Here is a 19,081-nt window from a genome sequence, read left to right as displayed (position 1 = left end):
TATTTAGGAAAATATTTTTAATATTAGTAGGTTAACTTAGTTGTAAGGGATAGAAATATTAAGACGTAAAATTAGGTAAAAATAAAAATGCGAGAACTCGAAGTTCTCGCATAGGCGGATTAATTTGCTTTTTTGCTAGACAGTTTTTTCTTTACGACAACAGCAATACTACCGATTAACCCAAGGATTAATAAGCCTACAGGAATTAGCATCAATACATTCATAATGTGATGCTCATATTGTAGGAAGATTGGGCTTTTACCAAAGCCATAACCGATAGCCGTTAAAATTAACACCCACAACAGACCACTTAACCAATTAAATACTTGGAAACGGCCATTCTGCAAACCTGCGAGGCCTGCAATTGTTGGAAGCAGTGTTCTAACAAAAGCTAAAAAACGGCCAATTAATAAGGCAGCGAGGCCATGACGATGGAATAAGCCATGAGCGCGTTGGTGGTAGTGTTCGGGTAAGTGTGCTAGCCAGCCTTTAACAATACGTGTGTTCCCTAGCCATCGCCCTTGTATATAACCTACCCAGCAACCTAAACTGGCGCCAGCGGTTAAAATTACGATGGTGAGTGGATAACTTAATGTGCCTTTAGCGATGAGTACACCAACTAAAATCAACAAGCTATCGCCAGGTAAAAACGCTGCAGGTAATACCCCGTTTTCAAGAAACAAGATAGCGAACAGCATGAAATAAATCGACCACACTAACGCAGGGTTAGATAGGGTGACATAATCTTGGTGCCAAAGGGCGAAAAAAAGTTCTTTAACTAATTCCATTAATGTTTCCTAAACGGCAATAACAGCAACAAACTTGTTGTTGGGCAGGGAGAAATGGATTAAGTGAATGCCAAAGTGAAAGTAGTGTTTCCTCAGGCTGTTAGTGTAAAGCACGCTCACTTTAACAAAACAGAAAATAACTAAACAGCAAATTTTAAGCTTATTTTTAGAATTCATTTAAGTTTCGGCCGATTTTTACAAATTACTGTGTGCCATGTAATGATGTAAAGTGCTTAAAAACGGCTTTTAGCCTGTTTTTTGCTTAGAGTATGCGAAATATACTGGTTAATTTATCTTTTAATGTAAAAAAATAACGATAAAACAATAATGGCTAATTATTGCATTTTAAGACTATTTACCGTATCTTATCGCCATAGCAAAGGGGAGTAACTTCTTCTTGTCGGTTTATCGTCATTACGGTGTACTCATTACACCCGGTAGCCGAGCACCACAGTTCCCTGTTTTCGGGTTATTTGTGTTGTAAGTGAGACCTTGCCAGAAGGCGAGGTTTGCTCATAATTTACAACCAAAAGACATAACTTGTGGTTAATGAATTTTAAGCGGCTGATGTCTTCTGGATATCAGCCGTTTTTTGTTTTTAAGGGAAAGGAAAATGCACTCAGTTGGTAACCCAATTTTATGGGGTAGTTTTGCCGTTATTATTTTACTTATGTTACTCATTGATTTGTTCTGGCAAGGGAAACACAAAGGCCAAGCAATGTCGATGAAACAAGCTGCGGCTTGGAGTATCGTGTGGGTAACGCTTTCGCTTCTCTTTGCGGCGGGCTTTTGGTGGTATCTTAATGAAAACGTGGGACGTGAGTTTGCCGATAGCCAAACAATGGCGTTCTTAACGGGTTATTTATTAGAAAAAGCATTAGCTGTTGATAACGTATTCGTTTGGTTAATGCTCTTTAGTTATTTTGCAATCCCTGCAAATTTACAGCGTCGTGTGCTGGTTTATGGAGTATTAGGCGCTATAGTACTTCGTACGATTATGATTTTTGCAGGTAGTTGGTTAGTCACACAATTTAGCTGGATTTTATATGTATTTGGCTTGTTTTTGCTATTTACTGGTTTGAAAATGGCTTTTGCTAAAGAAGATGACTCGCCAATCACGGATAAACCGTTAGTAAAATGGGTTCGTTCTCATTTACGTATGACGGATGAATTGCATGGTGAAAAATTCTTTATTAAACGTAATGGTGTCCTATTTGCGACCCCACTTATTTTAGTGCTGATTTTAGTTGAAATTAGTGACGTGATATTTGCGGTGGACAGCATACCTGCTATTTTTGCGGTAACGACTGACCCATTCATTGTTTTAACATCGAACTTATTTGCCATTTTAGGCCTACGTGCGATGTATTTCTTGTTGTCTGGAGTTGCTGAAAAGTTCTCAATGCTAAAATACGGCTTAGCAGTAATTTTAAGCTTTATCGGTATAAAAATGCTATTGATTGATATTTTCCATATTCCAACGCCGATTTCGTTGGGGGTAATTGCCTCAATCTTAGTCGTAACGTTAATCATTAATGCCATTGTTAATAAACGTAACGAAGCAAAAAGTTAATTTAACTTTTTTATTTTTAAATCCTCTACTGTAAAAGTAGGGGATTTTTTTTAACCCTATGAAAATACTCAACCATTTTACTCCTCTCATTCTACTATAAGAAACAAAACTCTATTGAGATCACAGTTATGTAAAATGTTTGTTAAACAAAGTCAATCATTGTGTATATTTTGAATAATTGCCTTTTCAGGCGACTATTATTCCTTATACTTGCTGTGCAAACACATTTAATTCCTAATAAAGATAAATAATATAGGTCTATTATGGATACAAATAAAACAGGGTTATGGCGAGTTATTAGCCAAGGTAGTCTAGTCAAACAGATACTGGTTGGCTTGGTCGCGGGTATTTTGCTTGCATGGTTATGGCCATCTGCTGCAAAAAATGTCGGGTTGTTAGGGGATTTATTCGTTAGTGCGTTAAAGGCGGTTGCTCCGGTATTGGTATGGGGGTTAGTGATGTCATCCATTGCTAACCATCGTCAAGGGCAAAAAACCAATATCAAACCGATCCTGGTGTTGTATATTTTGGGAACATTTTTTGCCGCGGTTGTTGCCGTTATTGGTTCTTTCCTGTTCCCGTCAAGTTTAGTTTTAGCCGTGGGGGATACACAGTTAAATCCACCGGGTAATATTGCCGAAGTGTTAAAAGGTTTGCTAATCAATATATTTGCGAATCCTGTCGACGCACTGATTAAGGGTAATTATATTGGTATATTAGCGTGGGCGATCGGGCTGGGTATTGCGCTGCGCCATGCAAATGAAACCACAAAAAATTTAGTTCATGACTTTTCTAATGCAGTAACACAACTGGTACGTGTTGTGATCCGCTTAGCGCCTTTAGGGATTTTTGGCTTAGTTGCTTCAACTATCGCAACGACAGGCTTTGCAACCTTAAAAGGCTATATACATGTTCTCGCAGTATTAATTGGCTGTATGTTAATTGTTGCTTTCATTGTTAATCCACTAATTGTGTATTGGAAAATGAAACGCAACCCATATCCATTAGTTTTCGCTTGTTTACGTGAAAGTGGGGTAACGGCATTCTTTACACGTAGTTCTGCAGCGAATATTCCTGTGAATATGGGGATGTGTCGTCGTATGAATCTGCATGAAGATACCTACTCTGTTTCTATCCCATTAGGTGCAACAATCAATATGGCAGGTGCAGCGGTAACGATTACTGTTCTGACGTTAGCTGCGGTACATACGTTAGGGATCCCTGTTGATATCCCAACGGCATTATTATTAAGTGTTGTGGCAGCAGTTTGTGCATGTGGCGCCTCTGGGGTTGCGGGGGGCTCACTATTGCTGATCCCATTAGCTTGTAACATGTTTGGTATTTCAAATGAGATTGCGATGCAAGTGGTCGCAGTTGGTGTGATGATTGGCGTGTTACAGGATTCAGCAGAAACGGCGCTTAATTCTTCAACTGACGTGTTATTTACTGCGGCGGTGTGTTTAGCGGAAGATGAGAAACTGGCGAACGCGGAAGCGCGGTTATCTCACCGTGATTAATGAGCAAGTGAACTAAATAAAAAGGCAGGGATCGTGAAAACAATCTCTGCCTTTATTTTTGAAAATACGGTTAATTGTCAGTGACAAACCTCACCAACAGAACGAGCAATCAAAGCTGATACGCGATTTTCATTCCTTGTTCAATTGCGCGGCGAGCGTCAAGCTCGGCTGCTACATCAGCACCGCCAATAACATGGGCATTAATGCCACGTTCTGCTAATTGTATTTTTAATGGACGGTAAGGCTCTTGTCCTGCACATAAAATCACATTGTCAACGGGAAGGCACTGCGTTTTATCTTGATAGCGAATATGGAGCCCTTCGTCATCAACTCGCATGTATTCAACACCATTTAGCATATGAACACCACGTTTCATCAGTGATAAACGGTGAACCCAACCCGTCGTTTTACCAAGGCCTGCCCCAACTTTACTATTTTTACGCTGTAATAAGTACAATTGACGGGCTGATGCCATAGGGACTTTTTGTGGGGGGAATACGCCACCTTTAGAATGAATTGAGGTATCAATATTCCACTCTTTATTAAATAGTGAAGTATCTAAACTGCTACTTTTCCCTTCCTGGGTTAGCAATTCAGCAACATCAAAGCCAATCCCTCCAGCACCAATAATAGCGGCGCTTTTACCAACAGAACGCTGTTTGGTGATGACATCGATATAAGAAATGACTTTATGGTGTTCAATGCCTTCGAGCTGGATTTTCCGTGGGGTGACGCCCGTTGCAATAATGACCTCATCAAATCCCGATAAACAGTCAACATCGGCTTGGTGTTCAAGGCGTACATCAATATGTAATAGTTCTAGTTGTCGGCAGAAGTAACGGATAGTTTCATGAAACTCTTCTTTACCGGGTATTTGCTTTGCGAGGTTAAATTGCCCACCTATGTGGTTAGATTTTTCAAACAAAGTGACGCGATGCCCCCGTTTTGCCGCGTAAATTGCACAAGACAACCCAGCAGGCCCTGCGCCAACAACTGCAACAGATTTACTCTGTGGGGCTTTTTCGTTGGGGTAATCCATTTCTCTAACGGCTTGTGGGTTAACTAAACAACTGGCCAGTTTGCCACTAAAAATGAGGTCGAGACAGGCTTGGTTGCAGCCAATGCAGGTGTTGATTTCGTCTGCTCTATTTTCTGCCGCTTTACGAACAAACGCTTCATCAGCCAGAAACGGCCGAGCCATTGAAACCATATCGGCTTGATGATTGGCAATAATATGTTCTGCAACAAAAGGGTCATTGATGCGGTTAGTGGTTATCAGCGGAATATTCACTTTTCCCATTAATTTCTGGGTAACCCAACTAAATGCACTACGGGGAACTTGCGTTGCTATCGTCGGTATTCGAGCTTCGTGCCAACCAATACCCGTGTTAATCATACTGGCGCCTGCATTTTCAATTTGTTTGGCGAGTAATTCGATTTCTTCCCATATTGAACCTTCTTCAACTAAATCCAACATGGAAAGTCGATAAATAATAATAAAGTTAGCGCCAACAGCTTCCCGTATTCGCCGTACGATTTCAATAGGAAAACGAATTCGGTTTGTGTAACTTCCACCCCATTTATCGGTTCTATGGTTGGTACGTTTGGTGATGAATTGGTTAATTAAATAGCCTTCGGAGCCCATAATTTCGACACCATCATAGCCTGCTTGTTGAGCGAGTTTGGCTGTTGTCACAAAGTCATCAATCGTTTTTTCAACGTCATCAGTTGAGAGCTCTCTGGGGGCGAATGGAATAATTTCAGCTTGAATAGGGCTTGGGGCAACTAATTTGGGGTGTAGCCCATAGCGCCCTGCATGCAAAATTTGTAAGGCGATTTTACCGTCAGCTTGGTGGACGGCATCCGTGATTTGTTGATGAAATGACAGCTGTTTTTCATCATTTAGTACCGCGCCATGTGCGGTAAGCGCCCCTTCAGGATTGGGGGCGATGCCACCGGTAATGATGAGGCTGACACCATTTTCGGCGCGTAAGCGATAGAAATGTGCCAGTCGTTCACTGCCTTGCGGGTGCTCTTCAAGCCCAGTATGCATCGAGCCCATCAAAATGCGATTTTTTAGGATAGTGTGGCCTAAATCAAGCGGGGTAAAAAGGTGTGGAAAATTGCTCATTATTATACTCCCATTCGGGATTTCATTAACAGGTCAGATGAGTCAACTGTAGCGTAATGAAGCTGCAATTTGGTAAAGATGTTAAAATTTTGTGATTTTTATCATATGTTTTCGGTTAAATAGCTGAGTGTCATAAAAAATAGGTGTTTTTTTATTTTTATGTCATAAACAGAGATTAAAAAAAGAGACACACAGCATAAAGAACGATATAGGGGAAACAATGATGAAAGAGATTTGCCAAGCTATTACTTTAGAAGGTGAATACGTTCGCCTTGAACCTCTATCTCACCAATATGATGTCGAACTGGCAGATATCATTCGACGAGATGGGTTAAATAATTTGTGGTATGCCTTAGTTCCTGAGCCTGAGCATTTTTCTCAAGATGTGGAAAAGCGTCTGGAAAATTTCCAGAAAAAGGAATGTTTACCTTTTGTGGTGATTGATAAACGCACTGGTAAGCCTGTTGGTATTACTTCTTATAACCGTGTGGACCATGCGGTAAGACGGGTTGAAATCGGTGCCACTTGGTATGGGGTCGAAGTACAACGCACTGCATTAAATACAGAGGCTAAATATTTGCTGTTAAAGCATGCTTTTGAGGAATTAAATTGCGTTGCAGTGGAGTTTCGTACGCACTTTTTAAATAGCCAAAGTCGTCGAGCTATTGAACGTTTAGGGGCCAAGCTCGATGGTATTTTGCGCAACCATATGAAAACTAAAACAGGTGAGCTACGTGATAGCTGTGTATATAGCATTATCGAATCAGAATGGCCGTCGATAAAACATCACTTAGAATGGCAGATGGTGAAACCGCGCTAAGATTAGGTGCCAGTAATCGCCCACCGAAAGGTGGGCGATGATGCCAACATCAAGCTTTAACATTTCGCTGCTTTATGTAGCGCTTGTACTTTAACCTCTGTTGGCCTCGCTCCTGTGATTTCGCCTATATTTTTGCCAATAACCGCTTTATTGATTTCAAAAGTCGCCACAACGTCAGCACCATGTTCTTACAAGTAACGGATCAAAAATTTACCCATTTTTCCGCAACCATATTGAACTACACGTACTTTTTTCATCATTTCTGTCCTATATGCGAATTATCTATAAACTATATTGTGAGGTCTGAATGTAAAAATATTGTTTTATATCAATTATTTGAATTAAGAGCTTTTAATAAGTTTAGTTGCCATTATGATGTTGTTTTTATTATTAATTTGATATTGGTAAAAGTTAAATATAGATAAGGTGTGAGAAACTGATTTAAATAAAAAAGAGTAGAGCTCATTAAAATTGCAGGAAACGACTTTCAAATGATAGCAATTGCTTATGCTATCGCATTGAATTATAAGTGGAGGGATTGAGTTGAACACAATTTCAGCATACGGTTTCGAAACACTAGACCTAAGCTAAAACTACACGTATAATCCTCTCCACTTTGGCCCCTTAGCTCAGTTGGTTAGAGCAGTCGACTCATAATCGATTGGTCACTGGTTCAAGTCCAGTAGGGGCCACCAAATTTTAGCTGTTAAATCAGCTCATTAAGCCACTTCATCGTAAGTGGCTTTTTTGTTTTTCTAAAGCATATCACGCTAATTACCCCTAAATACTTTTGTAATTCATTTCAGCTTTTCATTTCTTGTTAATTCGTATATTTACTGGTTTTTTGAAATTATGTGATTGATATTGCAATTCTTTTGGTGACCTAAAGATTGAATCTATTGAAATCCTTTTCATATATTTAAGCTTGATAGTTTCAGTAGCACCCTTGTACTAACAAAACATGGGCAAATGTTTTGCATCTCCCAAATGTGCAAGGAAATTGTGCACACGCAGGTTATTTTGTATTAATTCATAACTAGACTTGATATAACCTATTTAGGTTATTTTAAAATTAAATTAATTTATGCATAAAAGGTGTGTATATGGAAAATAAGCTTAACAACAATGAGCAGCAAAATGCGCTAGATATTCAGTTTATGACGCAAGCTTTGGCTTTGGCAACGGATGCTGCGAAAAATGGCAATGAACCCTTTGGTGCAGTATTAGTTAAAAATAACCAAGTCGTTATGACAGGTGAAAATCATATTCATACTGAAAGTGACCCAACCTATCATGCGGAGTTGGGTCTCATACGCCAGTATTGTTCTGAACATAAAGTCATGGATTTATCCGATTATACGCTGTACACCAGTTGTGAGCCGTGTTGTATGTGTTCCGGTGCAATGGTATGGAGCCAATTAGGTCGGATGGTTTATAGTCTTTCTCATGATGAACTAGCCGAGATTGCCGGTTTTAATATTATGTTGGGGAGTGATGAAATCTTTGACAAAAGCCCCTTTAAACCTGAAGTGGTTAAAGGCATCTTAAAAGAGCAAGCGGTTTCTATTTATACGCAATATTTTAAGCCAAATTTATAATCTTAGTCGGGTGCTATAGTTCCCCACTATAATAATTTAAAAAGCAGATGGCTTTAATCGTTTGCATCATTATCTATCAATGAAATAGGGTAGCTTATTGCCACCCTAACCATGGTGAAAGTTAAAATAACTTTTTCTGTGGGGGGCCTGAAAAATTCATTGTACCAATATGATTCATTAACACTTCAACGACAACAGGTTGCTTCAAGTCGACAGCTTGGCGGAGCGTTGATTGAAAATCGGTGGCTTTATCTATCGTAAATGCTTGAATCCCCATCGATTGAGCTAATTGACTAAATGAAGGGGTGAGTAACTCATTATAGTATTGGCGGTCTGAGAAATATTTTTCCTGAATACCTCGCATTACGCCATAACCTTGGTCATTCATAATAATCAATACAATTGGGAGCTGCTCTTGTGCCATAGTGGCCAATTCGCCTACGCCTAACATTAACCCGCCATCACCAACTAAGCCAATAACAGGTACATTAGGGTTTGCTTTGGCACTGCCAATTGCCATGGCGAGTCCTAGCCCGATTGCGCCTGCTAAGGAGTGAATGTTGTGCATTGGCTGGGTCGCTTTGAGTAAACGGCTTCCCCATAAACTCCCTGATACCGTAATGTCGCGGACAAAAATACCATCGCTAGGTAAGACTTGCTCTACGGCATCACTGAGTTGGCTATAAGGGCCACATTGTTGCCTTAGTTGTTCTTCAGCCTGCTGTACGGCCTCTTGCACTTGTTTTTTCCACTGAGTAGAGATAGGGCGCTTGGCTTGTTCGATTTTATCGGCAAGTGCTTCAAGTAAACTTTTACAATCCCCAGTTACCGTCAAGTCAGCTAAATAGTTGCGATTGGCGGCGAGTGGGTTTATATCGATTTGAATGATGGGGTGTGGCAAAGGTAATGACCATGTTTTGGTTTCATTACTGCGTAAACGTGAGCCTGCGACGATAGTTAAATCGCATGAACGCATTAATGCATCAACGGAATCTGCATTATGAAAAGCGCGTAAGCTGAATGGATGGTCATCCGATAAAATACCTCGTCCATGGGTACTGCTGATGACGGCAATACCTGCATCAGCAAGGCGTTTGACAGCATCTTTTGCTTGTAGGGCTCCTGCGCCAACCCACAATAACGGCTGTGCAGCGTGTTGAAGTTTGTCCCAAATTGCATTGACTAACGATGTACAACTGTCAGGCAACCTATAAGGGGGAAGTGGTGCACTCAGTACAGATAATGGCACTTGCGCACTTTGAATATCAATTGGGATCTCGATAGAGACAGGGCCACAAGGTATAGTTTGAGCAACTTGAATGGCTTTATGCAGCGTGGCGACGGCTTGTTCGGGGGTATGAACACGAAAAGCGTGCTTTGAACTCGAACGTAAAAAGCCGAGTTGGTCATGTGTTTCATGAATAAACCCTGCGTCCATATCCAGATAAGCTTTTTCAACTTGGCCTGTAATGTGGATCATGGGGGAGCATGCATTCATAGCTTCAATCATTGATCCTACAGCATTTCCAGCACCTGCACCTGTACTGGTTAGCGCTACCCCTAAGCCACTAAAACGGCTATGGGCATCCGCCATGGTGACGGCCCCTGCCTCCCCACGACTTGGCGTAAAATCAATCACGTCCCGGCGCCCGATAGCATCTGCTATGGGTAAGTTATGAATTGAAATAACCCCATAAACCGTTGTGACTTGGTATTGTTCAAGTGTTCTGGCGATAGCTTCGCCAACTGTAATCATTTCAGACATTTTATTCTCCTCAATGCTGCCATAATCCGGTGACGGATTTGCTATTCACACCAACGGTTTGGTTGTGGGTTAAGTGCCAGAAATAGGCTTTTTTGTTGCATATAGGCTTTGAGGCTTTCAAGGCCTTTTTCACGGCCAATGCCACTTTCTTTAAAGCCGCCAAATGGCGTTGAAATAGAAAAAACTTTGTAGGTATTGACCCAAACAGTGCCGACATCAAGCGCATCGGCGAGCTTAAATGCTCGAGTGTAATCTTTTGTCCAAATACCTGCGGCAAGCCCATAAACAGAATCATTAGCTTGCTGAATGAGGTCTTCTTCATCATCAAATGGCATTACGACGAGCACGGGGCCGAAAATTTCCTCTAGGCAAACCGTAGATTGGTTATTTAAGCCTTCGATAATCGTCGGTAAAAAGTAGTTGCCATCTTTGAGTGCCGGGTCAGCGGGTGCAGTTCCACCAATACGGATCTTCCCCCCTTGCTGAACGGCTTGTTCGACATAGTTTCTGACGCTATCTCGGTGCGAAGGGGAAATTAATGGCCCTAGATGAACACGCTCTTGCCTTGGGTCACCAATAATCAGGTTGCGGGTCAATTGTGTTAGCTTTTCCATAAAGGATGAGTAGATATCTTTAGCCACAAATAGGCGCGAACCGGCGATGCATGCTTGCCCCATCGAACTAAAGATACCGTAACAAACACCATGTGCAGCGATATCAAGGTCAGCGTCTGACAACACGATAGTTGGGGATTTTCCCCCAAGTTCAAGTGACGTGGTGATAAGTTTATCCGCTGCAATATGAGCCAGTTGTCGTCCGGTATTGGTGCCACCTGTAAAGGAGATTTTTTTCACCAGAGGGTGGCGAACCAGTGCATCACCGACAATCGAACCTTTACCCGGTAGCACACTCAACAGGCCGCTGGGTAAACCTGCTTGCTCAAATAACTCAGCCAATTTTAATGAAATTAGAGGTGTGGCTTCCGCGGGTTTTAAGATGACCGCGTTACCGGCCGCAATCGCTGGGGCAATTTTTTGCATATCACTGGCAATCGGGGAGTTCCATGGCGTGATTGCAGCGATCACGCCAATAGGTTGGTAGGTACTTATGGTCATCAGCTCTGGCTGGCGACGAGGAGGAAGTTCACCACCTGAAACTTCACAAACCGCCGCAAAGTAGCGAGCGGTTGCTGCTGCGCTCATCACTAAGCCACGTGCTTCTGCCCAAGGCTTGCCGTTATCCAAAGTTTGTAATTGAGTTAATGTTTCGCAGTTTTCATCAATTAAGCGACTCACGTTGTACAAGATAGTTGCCCGCTGGTGAGCGGGAAGATTACGCCAAGAAGGCGATCTCCATGCCTTATCTGCCGTAATTACGGCATCTTCGACATCTTCCAAACTTGCACTGTTAAGGATTGCAATCACCTGGTTATCCCCCGGAAAACGCGATTGCATTTCAGGCCCGCGACCTAGCTGCCATTTACCGCCAACAAAAATATCCATTTTGTTCATAATAGGGCTCCTATTAAATAGCTCGGTGTTCAGCGACTCGACGACAAATTTCAACAGCACTTAAAGCAGCTAACATCGATGTTTTCGGATTTGAAGGTAGTGGATTTCCATTGAGTTCAATGCAGAAATGGCCAAAATCGCCCGTAACATCAATGCGGTGTGAGTTTTGTGTGGTAGTCGGGTCAACAACCAATTGTACTTGGGTGGCATCCATCCCTATGCCATACAGTGCAACAGTGGCAGCCACATTGGCATTCGCTGGAAAATTCAGTGCCGCTTCACGGGCACTGCCACTAAAGAACACCGTGGGCTGTGTCACTTGTGATAAATCGACATAACGCTCAGCCGCGCCATTGCGCCAGCTTGCAGGGCTTTTACATGACAGGTAGGTCACATGGGTGATATTCGCCTCTTTTGCGGCACGTAGGCCATCAAGACCAGCAACAGCGCCAGTTAGTGGAATTAACTGGCTGTGGTGGCGTTGGGTTAAGGCGACCAAGTGTTGTTCAAAGTCCGTGTCAGCAAGGGCTCCCGTTGAGATAATGGCCAGTGTCCAGCCTCTTTCTAGTACCGTTGGTGCATATTGTTTAACGGCTTGGTGACCCGCACATTCCAACACTAAATCCGGTGGAATGATATTATTGTCAAGGTTATCGATGGGGGTGACTGCCCCTTTAAAGCGTTCCAAAATGGCTTGATGGTGATGGGGCCGGGCAACAATGTAACGCAGGGCTATCTCATTAGGTAAGCGAGTAATCACTTCTTGAGCCATTGCACCATAACCAATCAACATGAGTGTTTTCATCGTTAAATCCTTTAAATATGGTGGCTAAAGCCACCAGAAACATCTAAAGCGGCACCCGAGGTAAACGACGCCATGGGGGAGGCTAAAAAGACTAAGGCACGTGCGGGCTCTTCGGGTTTTCCTAAACGTTGCATTGGAATGCCGCGTTTTTTAGCGATATCACCAATCCATTGTTCCCAATCGAGATTTTTATCACTGCGATTGTCGAAGCGGCGTCGCCATTGGTCGGACTCCACCATGCCAAGTAAAATAGAGTTCACACGGATCCCTTTGGGTAACAGTGTTTTCGACAAGTTTAGCGTCATGTTTAATAATGCTGCCCGAGCCGCCGAGGTGGCGACCATATGTGGTTCAGGCTGTAAGGCCAGCAGTGAATTGACACAGGTGATAGAAGCAATATTTGATTGCTCTAAGAGTGGCAAGAAAGCATTCACCGGGTTAATTACACCAAATAGTTTTAATTGGGCTTCGTGTAACCATGCTTCTTCGGGGGTATCGCTATAGCTTGCGACATAGCCTTGTCCTGCGTTGTTTATCAATATATCGACGTGTCCATATTGTTGATGAACCTGTTTTGCGAAAGCTTCGGTTTGTGTTTTATCAAGAACATCACAAGGTTGTGCGATAAAATGCCCTTGAGGGTAATGTTCTCGTAATGTTGTAAGCGCTTGCTGGAGTTTGTCTTGATCACGACCGCAGAATGCCACTTTACAGCCTTCATCCAGTAAGAGTTTGACGGTTGCAAAGCCGATGCCGGAGCTTCCTCCTGTCACGACAGCAACACGGTTATTTAACTGTAAATTCATGAGTCTTCCTTTATTCTGCTTGGCAATAGAGCGTCTCTAAAAATTGTTGTAAATGGTTGTTAAAGGCATCTGGCGCATCTAAATAACTGGCGTGCCCCGCTTGGTTTATCAGGAAATAGGGGCAGTTTTTTTGGCGTGCGAGTTGCTCTACTTGTGCTGGTGGCGTAATGGTATCTTCTGTGCCAACCAGTATTTCCAATGGGCCATCATAGCGATTTAAATATTGGCTGATATCGTCATGGGCTAGCATCCACGCCGCGGCTAAGAAGCCTTTAGGGTTGAGCTTCTTCATGTTCTGTTGAACCCAATTGACTTTCTCAGTGGTTGCGTTGGCGGATAACAAAGCAGCAGCACGATTTTGCGCATATACCTCAATACCAGAACTCAAAACAATATCTTGCCGCTGTTGGTAAACTTGTTTTTGTTGGTCAGGGCTTTTTGTTGCATAACCTTGCGCGGGGTTCGCTAAGATTAAGCCTTTAACTTTATTGGGATATTGCGAGGCAAAAGCACTTGCCATTATGGCGCCAAGAGAGTGTCCCACTAACACGATGTTTGATAAGGCTAATTTGTCAATAAAAGCATTCAATGCATTTGCGTAATCAATAGCGGTAGGCGTTGTCGTCTCTAGCTCACGGCTTTCTAAATAGCCGGGCGCATCCCAGCTATAGAGATGATAGTGTTTTGTCAGTGATGGACTGGTCAGTTGGCTTACCCATGAAGCAGATCCAGAGCTGATACCATGCAACAATACCACTGGGTGCCCTTGGCCTGCTTCTCGCCAATTGAGACGATATTGGCCAAAGTCTGCTATCAGTGGTTCCGGGAGTTTTTTATTGAGCAAATTCATCACTGACGACTCCTGTTAGTTACGTTTAACTTTTGATAAAGGGTGATCTTCGGGATATGTTGGGATCGCAGGTTTTGGTGTCCCTATCATGACGCACATTAAGGCTTCTTCTTCCCCATGGTTAAATAAACCACGATAAATGCCCGCAGGGACTGAAATTAGGTCACGCTCTTTCAGTACGGTTTCATACTCTTCATTGCCATCTTTTACAAACAACGTGATAGTGCCTTTCAACATAAAGAACACTTCTTCAACATCGGGGTGGAGGTGTAATGGCCCCTCGCATTTGGCAGGGAGAACCATGGTGGAGAAAGTAAAGTTCTCTGCGGGAACGGTGTTGACATCATTAGCAACGCCAGTCGCACCCGTGCCGATATAGCGCATTTGTGCGCGGCGATATTTAGGGTCGTAATCCGCTTGGAATTTCAGGGCATTCCAGTCATATTTACGCCCTTCAAGGCGAGCAATGCGTGACTCAATCCATTGTGCCATTGGAATATCTTGTGGTTTGATTTGCGGTTGTGACATGGTGTTATCTCCAATAAAAAATGAATTAATATTTTTTCAGTAAAGGCACTAGTAACAAGCTGCCGAATAAACCTATGACGACGATAAATAACAGCCCGCTATCCATAGTGTGAGTGACGGTAATAAGAACTCCCATTGCCAGCGGTGCAGCGGCGCCAGCAAGGTTTCCTAACCCATTGAAAATACCGCCTGCTAATGCACTGACTTGCTTTTGTGTGGCTTTTGCGAGTAGAGCAAAGATATTTGGTGCGCCCGCCCCCCACATGAACATGCTAAATGCCATCATAAGAATGATGCTGTAGGTGCCAGTGAGAAATAACACACCAGCAAGGCCTAACACGGCACCAAGTAGTGAAATAAAACAAACGAGTGCGCGGCGATCGTAGCGATCTGATAACCACGCTCCGATGGCTTCACCAAATAACATGGCGATAAAGGGAAGGGATGACAGAATTCCCGCATGTTCTAAGTGAATGGATTTACCTTTAATTAAATAGCTGGGTAACCAACCATTCATTCCCCAAAGGTAGATAAGAAAAGCGATATTAAACATGCAGATAATCCAAAAATGGCTATTTTGGAATAAGCGTTTTTTATGGGCTCGCATCACAGCCAATTGCTCCGCTGGAAGTGTTTCACCTGCTGTGTTTTTAGTCTGAGCTTGACGATTGACTAAGTTGGGATGGCGAATACCAATCACCACAAGCCACCAAACAGGAACAGTAAAGGCGGCCATGACAAAAAATGTACTTTGCCAACCATAGTTATTTAGTAAATACAATGAGATAGGAAAGCCTAATGCTGCGCCTAACGGTGTGCCTAATAACCACATCATGGTGGCACGCGCTTGCATTTTTGGCGGAAAGGTACGGCGCACAATGGCGTAAGCGATTGCCAGCAAAGGCCCTTCGGCAATTCCTAGCAATACACGCAGAAAAACCATCGTGCCATAGTGGTGTGTGAATCCCATAAAAATCATGAGAAAACACCAGCTACTGATCATAAATAGCAGCATTTTGGTGGGGTGAAATTTATCGCCAATACCGCTTAGTAGCATGGAAGAAACACCATAAGCGAATAAAAATGCGCTCATCAGTAACCCCAAACGGGTTGGGTCAAAATCAATTCCCAGAGCTTGCTGAAATTTTTCGTCAGAAAATAGAGCTGCAATACTGATTTTATCGAAGAAAGCCAGTAGTACACAGGAAAACAGCCCGATAGGGATCAACCAATTGATCTTTTCAGGAACATCTTGCTCGACTTGATCATGCTCTGAATTTTGTAAGGTTATAGTCTGATTAGCCATGAGATTTCTCCTGCTGGGCACTATTTCAGTGACATTAATGAAAATGTGGGATCAGCAAGTTGTGAAGGGTCCAATTTGCGGTGGCCTTGTATCCAACGTTTACCTAGCTTGATGGCTCGTGCATCATTAAATGCAATCATTTGCACCAATTCATTGCTTTCATTTAAAGCAAAATGAACCTCTGAATTAGGGGTATACCGTTGAATATGTTTTAATTTTTGTGAGGTTGGGACACCTAAAATTTGGATGTTGTCTTGGTATTGATCTGACCATAACCAAGCGAGTTCATTGAACCCTTCAGACTGCGGGTTTAGCATGGCTTTTGCTGTGGTGATGGCTTGGTTTTGCGCATAAGCCCATGACTGTAAACATAAGGACAGTGTTGGATGGCAAGCGACGTCGCCCGCAGCGTAAATATTTGGGTGAGAAGTCTGCCCATGGTGATTAATCACAATACCGTGGGTAACATCAAGACCCGCTTCTTTGGCAAGTTCGAGATTTAATTCAACACCAATCCCCATAACAGCGAGATCGAAATTTTGCGAAGGCTGTTTTTGGCAACTAATTTGTAATCCACTTGTTGTCGGTTCGCCAAGTTCGATATCTCCACAATCGGTTATGACATGAACACCTGCTTGTGTGTGGCGTAATGCAAGAGCCTCTGAAACATTCTGCGGTACACTTCGTTCGCATAAGCGGCTTTGCCGCTCAAAAATCGTGACATCAATCCCCATTTTTCGAGCGGAAGCGGCAACTTCTAAGCCAATCCAACCACCACCAATAATGGCAATTTTTTGTGCAGAGAGCAGCGCACTACGTAATTTCTGCGCGTCATCCCATGAACGTAAGGCAAATACTTGTGGATGTTGCTGCCAACGATTCGACAGGTAGCGAGGCCGACCGCCTGTCGCGAGCAGTAATTTGTCAAACGTAATGGCACGACCATCACTTAAATAAATACATTGGGTTTGGCTATCAATTTTGGTGGCACGTAGTGGGCGAAACCACTGTAAATTTAAGGCATTAGTTTCTTGTTCGCTGAATAAGCGCGATAATGAAAAACTCTCCTGTGTCAATGCGGCTTTAGACAGCGGTGGGCGCTCATAAAAATCATGGTTTTCATCGCTGATCACCGAAATAATACCTTGATAACCTTCATCGCGTAGGGTTTTTGCTGCCCAACCACCTGCCTGACCCCCACCGATAATGACAATACCGCCTTGGATTAATGAGCTCATGGCGTTACTCCTTAACTTGGCGGCGAGTTTCATAATCGAGACCACCTTCCACAGCCCATTCCGTAAATGAAACTAAGGAATGTTCCAGTTCGCGTGGCTGCCATTTATCGGTTAGGTAATCGTCATTGGTGTAATATTCGAAAGCCCCACCTGTTGGGCTGTTGACATACCAAAAGTAAGCGGATGAGATAGGGTGCCGGCCTGGACCAATAAAGGTGCTCCATTGATGGCGGTTCATTGCCAGACCGCCGCCAATCACTTCATGGATATCACGAACCGTAAAAGCGACATGGTTGAGGCCGCTGCCACGATGAGGAAGCTTCAGCAAAAACAGGTTATGGTGGCAACCGTTTATTTGTGTCCGTAAAAAGACGGCACGGTCGATATAACGGTCTGAAACTTGAAAACCCAGTTTTTGGCAATAGAACGCTTCTGTAGAAGGTAAGTCATCAACAAAAAATACTACGTGACCGACGTTAATTGGCGTGGCTTTTTCGTAAACTGGGCTGGGTTTATCAATGCGGCGAATATCCCCCCATTGGTTGATAGCGGTGACCTCTAATTCAACCGTTTTTTGTTTACTAATAGTGAAAGCGACCGTCATGCCATTTGGGTCACGGCACTGTGCGCCATTTGACGTCAGTTGAAAACCATCACAAGGCCTAATTTTCTCAATGATCTCCTTGAGTTTATCTGGGCTTTCAACTCCCCACGTAATGCGACGCAGTGTTGAACCTGCTTCAAAAGGTACGGGTAAATTTGGATCTTGGTAGGAAAATAACTGTATTTCAGCACCCGATAACGTGGTGAATAACGAGGCGTTATCAGAGGCTGCTTGAAGGCCAAAATCATGTAAAAATTTCTGGCAGCTAGGGATATCTTCAACACCAAATTCTAATTTTTCTATTCCAATCACTGACATTGTAAAGTCCTCTATCGATTGGTGTTATTGCCAAAGGTTTTTTTGGGCAAAAAGAACCTGAGGCTTATGGCAATAAACCTAAAAATGTGTGGATGATATTCGGTTAACGCTAAACGGCTTTTGCTTGGCTCATGCCACCTATAAATTCAGTGAGTTTTTGGGCTGCATAGCTCACTTCATTTTGTAATCGCCGGCACTCTTGTGCAGGGATGCTATTCATTGGCACCATGATGCTAATCACCGCTTCTACGCCATTCGCTTGGTTATAAACAGGGTAAACAATGGATGAAATTCCTCGACGATAAAATGATTCACCAATCACATAGCCTCGCAGTTTGTCAGCTTGGATCATTTGCCAAAATTCCTGCTTGCTGCCTGCGTTGTCGGGTAGCTCATCGTCTGGGTAAAGTGCATCGAATTCAGCGCGAGTTAACCCACTGAGTAGCATACGACCGAGTGAGGTTCGATGGGCTAATAAACGCGTGCCTACGCTAACATGGTTAATTTTTGATTCTGCGCCACTGACTCTGGCGATGTAAATAATGTCTCGGCCATCTCGAATGACTAAATGGCTGTTACATTGGCTTCGGTCTCTGAGTTGCTCGATAATGGGCTGGCCTAACTGGGTTAAATCGAGCGATGCAATATAGCCAAGACCAAGGCTGAGTACTTTGCGGCCTAATGAAAATGCCCCAGTACGCGGGTGTTGGACGAGGAAATCCAAGTGCACTAAGGTTTGGATCGCACGGTAAGCCGTTGCTTTGGGCATATCGACTAAGCGAAGGATCTCGGCAAATGTGAGCTCACGGTGCTGTTCTGCAAGTAGCAAAAGAAGCTGTAGCCCTTTTTCCAAACCGGGTACCAGATATTTACATGTTGAATTCATGGTCCTCGGTCCTCACCTCTTTACCGACAAAATGGCG

The 19,081-nt window shown here is 43.1% G+C and carries 16 protein-coding genes and 1 tRNA gene; 5 read left to right on the top strand and 12 right to left on the bottom strand.

The features are described from left to right. Positions 1–119: 119 nt before the first annotated feature. Positions 120–788: a DedA family protein gene (locus ACU696_RS18975; RefSeq protein ID WP_004908389.1), complete on the bottom strand. Its 669-nt coding sequence runs from the start codon at positions 786–788 to the stop codon at positions 120–122. A gap of 613 nt (positions 789–1,401) precedes the next feature. On the opposite strand from ACU696_RS18975, the gene ACU696_RS18970 reads away from it, so the two are divergent. Together ACU696_RS18970 and sstT are read left to right on the top strand one after the other, a co-directional pair. Further along, the gene (locus tag ACU696_RS18970) at positions 1,402–2,361 is read left to right on the top strand and encodes a TerC family protein (RefSeq protein WP_109911701.1); all 960 of its coding nucleotides are present in this window, start codon (positions 1,402–1,404) and stop codon (positions 2,359–2,361) included. A gap of 263 nt (positions 2,362–2,624) precedes the next feature. Beyond that, positions 2,625–3,878: a serine/threonine transporter SstT gene (sstT, locus tag ACU696_RS18965; protein ID WP_209101861.1), complete on the top strand. Its 1,254-nt coding sequence runs from the start codon at positions 2,625–2,627 to the stop codon at positions 3,876–3,878. A 109-nt stretch (positions 3,879–3,987) separates the two neighbouring features. On the opposite strand, the gene ACU696_RS18960 is transcribed toward sstT, so the two are convergent. Continuing rightward, positions 3,988–6,009 (bottom strand): NADPH-dependent 2,4-dienoyl-CoA reductase, encoded by a 2,022-nt coding sequence (locus ACU696_RS18960; RefSeq protein ID WP_164529161.1) that lies wholly within the window; start codon positions 6,007–6,009, stop codon positions 3,988–3,990. Positions 6,010–6,232: 223 nt separating this feature from the next. Between ACU696_RS18960 and ACU696_RS18955 the strand changes: the two genes are divergently transcribed. The 3 genes from ACU696_RS18955 to ACU696_RS18945 all read left to right on the top strand — a co-directional run bounded on the left by ACU696_RS18955 (position 6,233) and on the right by ACU696_RS18945 (position 8,427). After that, on the top strand, positions 6,233–6,829 hold the full coding sequence (locus ACU696_RS18955; protein WP_109911818.1) for a GNAT family N-acetyltransferase: 597 nt from the start codon (positions 6,233–6,235) through the stop codon (positions 6,827–6,829). Positions 6,830–7,447: 618 nt separating this feature from the next. Next, positions 7,448–7,524 (top strand) — tRNA-Ile (locus ACU696_RS18950). A gap of 408 nt (positions 7,525–7,932) precedes the next feature. Next, positions 7,933–8,427 carry a nucleoside deaminase gene (locus tag ACU696_RS18945; RefSeq protein WP_109911730.1) on the top strand — a complete coding sequence of 165 codons (495 nt, stop codon included), beginning with the start codon at positions 7,933–7,935 and terminating at the stop codon, positions 8,425–8,427. 121 nt (positions 8,428–8,548) lie between these two features. On the opposite strand, the gene ACU696_RS18940 is transcribed toward ACU696_RS18945, so the two are convergent. The 10 genes from ACU696_RS18940 to ACU696_RS18895 form a co-directional block, all read right to left on the bottom strand. Then, positions 8,549–10,192, bottom strand: coding sequence for a thiamine pyrophosphate-binding protein (locus tag ACU696_RS18940; protein ID WP_110731711.1), 1,644 nt, complete (start codon positions 10,190–10,192; stop codon positions 8,549–8,551). 41 nt (positions 10,193–10,233) lie between these two features. After that, the gene (locus tag ACU696_RS18935; RefSeq protein WP_164529130.1) at positions 10,234–11,703 is read right to left on the bottom strand and encodes an aldehyde dehydrogenase; all 1,470 of its coding nucleotides are present in this window, start codon (positions 11,701–11,703) and stop codon (positions 10,234–10,236) included. Between the two features lie 13 nt (positions 11,704–11,716). After that, positions 11,717–12,508, bottom strand: a complete 792-nt coding sequence (locus ACU696_RS18930; RefSeq protein ID WP_209101866.1) for an aspartate dehydrogenase — start codon at positions 12,506–12,508, stop codon at positions 11,717–11,719. A gap of 11 nt (positions 12,509–12,519) precedes the next feature. Continuing rightward, a complete protein-coding gene (locus ACU696_RS18925) occupies positions 12,520–13,314 on the bottom strand; it encodes an SDR family oxidoreductase (RefSeq protein ID WP_004908414.1) in 795 nt (264 codons plus the stop codon). Positions 13,315–13,324: 10 nt separating this feature from the next. Next, complete coding sequence (locus ACU696_RS18920) at positions 13,325–14,164, bottom strand: alpha/beta fold hydrolase (RefSeq protein ID WP_004908415.1); 840 nt, start codon at positions 14,162–14,164, stop codon at positions 13,325–13,327. 15 nt (positions 14,165–14,179) lie between these two features. Beyond that, the gene (locus ACU696_RS18915) at positions 14,180–14,692 is read right to left on the bottom strand and encodes a cupin domain-containing protein (protein WP_004257990.1); all 513 of its coding nucleotides are present in this window, start codon (positions 14,690–14,692) and stop codon (positions 14,180–14,182) included. A 25-nt stretch (positions 14,693–14,717) separates the two neighbouring features. Next, positions 14,718–15,998: an MFS transporter gene (locus ACU696_RS18910; protein ID WP_196723855.1), complete on the bottom strand. Its 1,281-nt coding sequence runs from the start codon at positions 15,996–15,998 to the stop codon at positions 14,718–14,720. 20 nt (positions 15,999–16,018) lie between these two features. Next, positions 16,019–17,236: an NAD(P)/FAD-dependent oxidoreductase gene (locus ACU696_RS18905; RefSeq protein WP_109911736.1), complete on the bottom strand. Its 1,218-nt coding sequence runs from the start codon at positions 17,234–17,236 to the stop codon at positions 16,019–16,021. Between the two features lie 4 nt (positions 17,237–17,240). Continuing rightward, entirely contained in the window at positions 17,241–18,158 is a 918-nt protein-coding gene (locus ACU696_RS18900) for a VOC family protein (protein WP_109911737.1), read from the bottom strand. A gap of 109 nt (positions 18,159–18,267) precedes the next feature. Then, positions 18,268–19,044 carry an IclR family transcriptional regulator gene (locus ACU696_RS18895; RefSeq protein WP_004908423.1) on the bottom strand — a complete coding sequence of 259 codons (777 nt, stop codon included), beginning with the start codon at positions 19,042–19,044 and terminating at the stop codon, positions 18,268–18,270. Between the last annotated feature and the right edge of the window lie 37 nt (positions 19,045–19,081).

It is taken from the genome of Providencia sp. PROV_01, from assembly GCF_053098325.1.
This window is presented reverse-complemented; position numbering and strand designations above follow the sequence as displayed.

Excerpts from the sequence above, each read along its gene's own strand:
- ACU696_RS18975 (WP_004908389.1), bottom strand. The coding sequence starts at position 788 with ATGGAATTAGTTAAAGAACTTTTTTTCGCCCTTTGGCACCAAGATTAT.
- ACU696_RS18970 (WP_109911701.1), top strand. The coding sequence starts at position 1,402 with ATGCACTCAGTTGGTAACCCAATTTTATGGGGTAGTTTTGCCGTTATT.
- sstT (WP_209101861.1), top strand. The coding sequence starts at position 2,625 with ATGGATACAAATAAAACAGGGTTATGGCGAGTTATTAGCCAAGGTAGT.
- ACU696_RS18960 (WP_164529161.1), bottom strand. The coding sequence starts at position 6,009 with ATGAGCAATTTTCCACACCTTTTTACCCCGCTTGATTTAGGCCACACT.
- ACU696_RS18955 (WP_109911818.1), top strand. The coding sequence starts at position 6,233 with ATGAAAGAGATTTGCCAAGCTATTACTTTAGAAGGTGAATACGTTCGC.
- ACU696_RS18945 (WP_109911730.1), top strand. The coding sequence starts at position 7,933 with ATGGAAAATAAGCTTAACAACAATGAGCAGCAAAATGCGCTAGATATT.
- ACU696_RS18940 (WP_110731711.1), bottom strand. The coding sequence starts at position 10,192 with ATGTCTGAAATGATTACAGTTGGCGAAGCTATCGCCAGAACACTTGAA.
- ACU696_RS18935 (WP_164529130.1), bottom strand. The coding sequence starts at position 11,703 with ATGAACAAAATGGATATTTTTGTTGGCGGTAAATGGCAGCTAGGTCGC.
- ACU696_RS18930 (WP_209101866.1), bottom strand. The coding sequence starts at position 12,508 with ATGAAAACACTCATGTTGATTGGTTATGGTGCAATGGCTCAAGAAGTG.
- ACU696_RS18925 (WP_004908414.1), bottom strand. The coding sequence starts at position 13,314 with ATGAATTTACAGTTAAATAACCGTGTTGCTGTCGTGACAGGAGGAAGC.
- ACU696_RS18920 (WP_004908415.1), bottom strand. The coding sequence starts at position 14,164 with ATGAATTTGCTCAATAAAAAACTCCCGGAACCACTGATAGCAGACTTT.
- ACU696_RS18915 (WP_004257990.1), bottom strand. The coding sequence starts at position 14,692 with ATGTCACAACCGCAAATCAAACCACAAGATATTCCAATGGCACAATGG.
- ACU696_RS18910 (WP_196723855.1), bottom strand. The coding sequence starts at position 15,998 with ATGGCTAATCAGACTATAACCTTACAAAATTCAGAGCATGATCAAGTC.
- ACU696_RS18905 (WP_109911736.1), bottom strand. The coding sequence starts at position 17,236 with ATGAGCTCATTAATCCAAGGCGGTATTGTCATTATCGGTGGGGGTCAG.
- ACU696_RS18900 (WP_109911737.1), bottom strand. The coding sequence starts at position 18,158 with ATGTCAGTGATTGGAATAGAAAAATTAGAATTTGGTGTTGAAGATATC.
- ACU696_RS18895 (WP_004908423.1), bottom strand. The coding sequence starts at position 19,044 with ATGAATTCAACATGTAAATATCTGGTACCCGGTTTGGAAAAAGGGCTA.